Below are 4,966 nucleotides of genomic sequence, written 5' to 3'. Positions count from 1 at the left end.
CCCACGACCTACGACAACCGAAAGAAGGCCGCATGAGCGCCCCACCCGAAACTGCCGACGAGTGCCGGTGCGTGAACGTGCGCGACGCCCTGCGTCTCGCCTTCGCTGGCCAGCAGCAACCCGAATGCCTCGCCCACGACCACCCCGCCGACACGGGCGCGTCGCCGCTCGCCCTCAACGACACCGCAGGGCTCAAAGCCGCCATCGGACGCGCCCTCGGCGCCGACATCACCACCGCAGACCCCACCACGCCGCTCGACGCGGCCTGAACCACCGGAGACACCACATGATCAGCGACTACATCAAGCTCACCCACGACCTCGAGACCCACGGCGCCACCCTGCCCAAGCCCGTCACCGCAGCACGCGCCACCCTCGCCGCCGCCAAGGAAACCGCAGCAGCCCAACCGCTGGCGGACCTCGCGGGCGAGTACCGGACCGGCAAGATCACGGCCGCCAACGTCGGTGCACGCATGACCGCGACCGGGCAGGCGCTCGCCGCGACCGACCACATTCGGCAGGTGCTCGCTACCGTTGAGAACGGCGTCGCTGGCACCATCCGTGCCGGCATCCACGACAGCGCCGAGACCATGCTGCTGGCCCTGCGCCCCGGCTTCGATGACGCCGCAGCGATCGTGCAGACCGCGGGCTCCCACTTCGCCAGCGGCGCCACCGCAGAGCAGATCCTCGCGGGCGGTGTCGACGCCGTCGTGGCAAGTCAGCACCTCAACGATGCACTCAACACCCTGGGTCAGGTGCGCGGCCTGCGAGTCGCCCTCGCCGACTGCGGATACGGGCCAGACGAGCAGGACGTCACATGGTGGATCGCGGGAGCTGACGACGCCGAATCCCTCGCCACCGCACGGCGCGCCTACACCGCCCCCGGCAACGCCTTCCACAACCTCGCCGCCCTCGGCTTCACGCTGCGCATGAACACCCCACAGGAGGCCGAGAAGGTCGCAGCCGGAGCCCGCTCAGCCACCGACGCCCGCGAGGCAGCCGCACGCGAGGAAGCACTACGCGACCACCGCGAGTCCTGGGCGCCCTCGCTCGAGTACGCAGCCAGCCTCGGCAAGAGCGGCAAGTAACCCACCAGACCCACGACGCGGGCGCAGCTACGGTGATCGCCCGCCCGCGTCGTGGCCTCGTCGCCGCCCTGCCAGGCGCCCTACTCCTGCGGGGCGGCGACGGACAACAGCAACAACCAGCCACCCCAGGGGGGGTCCCCCTGAACCTCCGCCGTCGCCTCTCCCGGCATAGGCGACGCCCCTCCCCTGACCTGAAACGAACGGCCCTTAGGAGCCCCAGATGAGCGAGAAAACCCCCCGGCCGCCCGCAGGGCTGCGCACGTCTGGGCGTGCCCTGTGGCGTGCCGTCATGGTCGACTACGAACTCGACGAGCACGAGAGCACGCTGCTGCGCGAGGCGTGCCGCACCGTCGACAGCATCGACCTGCTGCAGGCCGTCCTGGACAACGAGGGCGTGATGAGTGAGTCATCGCAGGGCGTTCGGACCCATCCGGCACTGACCGAGCTACGACAGCAGCGCGTGACGTTCGCCCGACTGCTCACTGCTCTGCGTGTCCCCCAAGGCGAGCAGGACACCCGCACCCAAATCCGCGGCACCCCGCGTGGCGTCTACAGCATCGGTGGCGGTGCGTCGTGAGGCGCCGGCCTCGGCTGGCGGGGGACGGCTCAGGCATCCCAGTGCCGTTGCTGGAGTGGAACCCGGCCGACTGGGTGGGCGCTCCTGGCGTGGACTGCGGACATCCCGAATGCGCGTTCTGGGCTGCGCGCGACCGATGGAGAGACGAGAACCCGGAGGGCGAGTGGCCGTCGATCGTGGCAGAGGGCCCCGATGTCCCGTTCGGCCCCGGCACTGGGCATGAGCTGAGAGACGTGTAGGGCCGATTGTTTCGGGTGCTCCCTCTCCGTGCGCCCATGCCGGGAGGGGCGGGCAATCTCAGGAAGGGGTCCCACCCCGTGGGTGGTCTGGACAGTGGTACGGCCAGTGGTCTTGACAGTGGTACTACCCGCGGTACCATAAGACGTGGCGAAGGTAGAGGCGATCGAGGCAACCATGCGGGCAAATCCCGCAGGTGTCAGGTACGCGGACCTTCACAAAGTGTGCGTGCATTACTTCGGAGAGCCTAGACAAGACGCGACGTCACACGCTGTCTTTCGGATGCCTTGGGCGGGAGACCCGCGTGTGAACATTCAGAACGACAAGGGCAAGGCGAAGGCGTACCAAGTGCGCCAAGTGATAGCGGCAATCGACAAGCTTGCAACGGTTGGAGAGAAGGGAGGTTCGTGATGGATACGTTGGAACATCCGCGGGTTGAGGTGGATCACTACACCTACCGAGTCTCGTGGTCCGCAGAGGACGGCGAACATATCGCCACCTGCGTCGAATTCCCCTCCCTGTCATGGCTCGCCCATAGCCAGGTCGAAGCGCTAAAGGGGCTCGAGGCCGTCATCGAGGACGTTCTGTCGGATCTGGAGGCAGAGGGCGAGCCGATCCCCCGACCGCTTTCAGAACGAGGGTATTCGGGCAAGTTCAATGTCCGCGTTGGCGAAATCTTGCACCGAGATCTAGCGATCGAAGCGGCCGAGGACGGAATGAGCCTCAACCAGCTAGTCGTCCGAAAGCTCGCTGCACGAGGCTGACCAACCTCAGCGCAATCGTCAGGGAACAGTGTCCCCTGGGAACGGCTCGAGTGCGCGCCCACCGGCATACGGGCCACCGTCGTACTTGCACCGCTTGGCCTCATCGCGTTCAGCGTTGACGTGGCTCGTCATGCGAAAGGTGCCGGCGACACCGCGGCTCACGATCGTCTTGACCAACTCGCCACACTCGGGGCATGTGCGGATCTCGTCTGTCCTCACCCTCATAGTCTGAGTATGCAGCGACACAGTGGCAGCACCCCCGCCAGCGAGTGACGGGGGTGCTCTCCGTTAGTCGGCCGAAACCTCGACGACCGCGTAAGCCCATGCCCCGGGGGCATAGACCGCAACCGCATTGGAATCGTTGAACTTGCCATCCATAACGATGAGATGCCCGCCGTCGCGGATCGCGAAGAGCACCCCCTCCTCATGCGTGATGACCTTGCCACTGGACGCGCGGTGCACGTTGACAGCCATAACGGATCCCCCTATCTGATTGCCGTCGTTCTTTGCTGTGCGACGGTCATTCACCGACCGTAGTGGTCTGCTGCGACCGTTCGTTGGTCTTGCCATAGATGAGCCCGTCTCGCCGGAAGGCGCCACCAACGACAGCACCCCCGCCACGCGGGGGTGCTGTCTTGATGCTGAGAGATCAGTCCGTGAGCAGCTCTGTGACGCTTACCTCTAGGGCGTTCGCGAGGTACTCGACGACGTTGACATCCATCGGCTGACGTTCGCACACGATCCGCACGAGGTTGGTCGCCACGGCCAGGGATGAACCACTACAGCCCTCGAGCACCAGGGACGCCCTCACGAGCGCCAGTGCAACCTCTCTCGCCTGCGCAGCGGTGATGACGTCCTGGCCCGAGGCGTAGATCTCGATCCCCGAACCGCCGTTGAGGCTGTCGACGCCGGACGCGAGATCGGCCTCGACGCCGTGTGTGACCGACTTGGCCACGCACCAGCCGCTCACACCCTCCTGCGGGTTGGGGTCGACGTGCTCGGTGCACCAGGGCTGGTGCTGGGTCTCGGTCGCCGTGGTGGTCATGCCGACACCTCCTGCGCTGCGAACTGCGGCCCGAACATCCGGACCATGGTCTCGTCGGTGGGCGCCTCTCCTGTGGCGTCCTCGATGAGGCGAGCGAACTCGCGCCGCTGGTAGGCGAGGATCTCCTCCTCCAGGTCGGCGGAAGAGACGCACAACTGGTGGCAAGCGTCCAGGTCGCCGGACTCGATCCGCGACCGCAACTCGGTGAGCGAGAGGCCCGTCTTGAGCGTCGCCTCGCTCATGGTGAGGTGCCCCCCGCGCATCGGCGTGCGCCGATACAGCTTCAGGTTGCTGCGCAGGTGCGCCGCAATAGTCATTCCGGGCTGCGTAGTCTCGCTGACGCGCTCACTGGCGGTCGGCTGGGATGATGTGTTCACGATGGTTCYCCACTTCCGTTGGTGAATCGTCCAGGCCCCAGTTGGTGTTTCCGGCACTGGCTGGGGCCGTTCTAACCCTCGACGTCGGTCGCCGTGGGCGTTTTGGGGTGATCTTTACCCTTTGTCTTAGCCGGCCGTGGGGCAGCCTGCGCCGCCACAGGTGGCCGTGACGAGCCTCCCTGGCCCCGGCTTGACGGGGGAGGGCGCTTGGGGAGCCGGTTCGGGCGTTGTGGTCACGGGGTCAGGCGTCGTCTCTGAGGGCGACGGCTCGGGGGCGACCTGCTGGACCCTCGCAGCAGGTTTCGGTGCGGGCGCCTTGGTGGCTGTGGGCGTAGCCGTGGTGGTCGTGGTCGCGCTGGGCGTGACTGTCTCGGTGGCGACCACCTGGCGCAGCTGCACCGGCTGCTGTGGCGTGCCTTGGCTCATGGCGAGCGCGAACCCGCCGCCGATGATGCCGGCTGCGACGAGCGACAGTGTGCCTACTGTGATTGATCGTGTCTTCATGCTGGTTTCTCCCCTCGGGTGGGGTGCCAATCGCACACAGATCGCACGCACGAGCAACAAGAACGGCCCCTGATCCGCGTCTCCGCAGGTCAGGGGCCGTTCGTGACTGGTGGGCGATACTGGGTTTGAACCAGTGACCTCTTCCGTGTCAAGGAAGCGCGCTACCACTGCGCCAATCGCCCGGGGTCGTGCTGGGTGGTGGGTCGTGCTGGTGGTGCTGGGTTCGACTCAGGGTTCAAGTCGTCTGAGGTGGAGACGGGATTTGAACCCGTGTACGCGGCTTTGCAGGCCGCTGCCTCGCCTCTCGGCCACTCCACCGTGAAGGCGGTCAAACCCTCCGAGCGGATGACCGGGCTCGAACCGGCGACCTCAACC

The 4,966-nt window shown here is 66.6% G+C and carries 7 protein-coding genes and 2 tRNA genes; 4 read left to right on the top strand and 5 right to left on the bottom strand.

The window, feature by feature from the left end:
* Positions 1 to 32: 32 nt before the first annotated feature.
* From AC1DVZ_RS18675 to AC1DVZ_RS18660, 4 genes are all read left to right on the top strand, one after another.
* A complete protein-coding gene (locus tag AC1DVZ_RS18675) occupies positions 33 to 269 on the top strand; it encodes a hypothetical protein (protein WP_477619698.1) in 237 nt (78 codons plus the stop codon).
* Between the two features lie 17 nt (positions 270 to 286).
* On the top strand, positions 287 to 1,087 hold the full coding sequence (locus AC1DVZ_RS18670) for a hypothetical protein (RefSeq protein ID WP_477619697.1): 801 nt from the start codon (positions 287 to 289) through the stop codon (positions 1,085 to 1,087).
* Between the two features lie 220 nt (positions 1,088 to 1,307).
* A complete protein-coding gene (locus tag AC1DVZ_RS18665) occupies positions 1,308 to 1,664 on the top strand; it encodes a terminase (RefSeq protein ID WP_477619696.1) in 357 nt (118 codons plus the stop codon).
* Positions 1,665 to 2,311: 647 nt separating this feature from the next.
* Positions 2,312 to 2,665, top strand: coding sequence for a type II toxin-antitoxin system HicB family antitoxin (locus AC1DVZ_RS18660; RefSeq protein WP_477619695.1), 354 nt, complete (start codon positions 2,312 to 2,314; stop codon positions 2,663 to 2,665).
* A gap of 288 nt (positions 2,666 to 2,953) precedes the next feature.
* On the opposite strand, the gene AC1DVZ_RS18655 is transcribed toward AC1DVZ_RS18660, so the two are convergent.
* From AC1DVZ_RS18655 to AC1DVZ_RS18635, 5 genes are all read right to left on the bottom strand, one after another.
* Positions 2,954 to 3,139: a hypothetical protein gene (locus tag AC1DVZ_RS18655; protein WP_477619694.1), complete on the bottom strand. Its 186-nt coding sequence runs from the start codon at positions 3,137 to 3,139 to the stop codon at positions 2,954 to 2,956.
* Positions 3,140 to 3,314: 175 nt separating this feature from the next.
* Positions 3,315 to 3,710 (bottom strand): hypothetical protein, encoded by a 396-nt coding sequence (locus AC1DVZ_RS18650; RefSeq protein WP_477619693.1) that lies wholly within the window; start codon positions 3,708 to 3,710, stop codon positions 3,315 to 3,317.
* Entirely contained in the window at positions 3,707 to 4,027 is a 321-nt protein-coding gene (locus AC1DVZ_RS18645) for a hypothetical protein (protein WP_477619692.1), read from the bottom strand. The genes AC1DVZ_RS18650 and AC1DVZ_RS18645 overlap by 4 nt, the downstream gene beginning before the upstream one ends.
* A 671-nt stretch (positions 4,028 to 4,698) precedes the next feature.
* Positions 4,699 to 4,773, bottom strand: a tRNA-Val gene (locus AC1DVZ_RS18640).
* A gap of 65 nt (positions 4,774 to 4,838) precedes the next feature.
* Positions 4,839 to 4,909: transfer RNA gene (locus tag AC1DVZ_RS18635), tRNA-Cys, on the bottom strand.
* Between the last annotated feature and the right edge of the window lie 57 nt (positions 4,910 to 4,966).

Source organism: Pedococcus sp. P2_E5, assembly GCF_056403895.1.
Note: the sequence above shows the minus strand (reverse complement) of the source record. Positions and strands in the feature narration are given on the sequence as shown.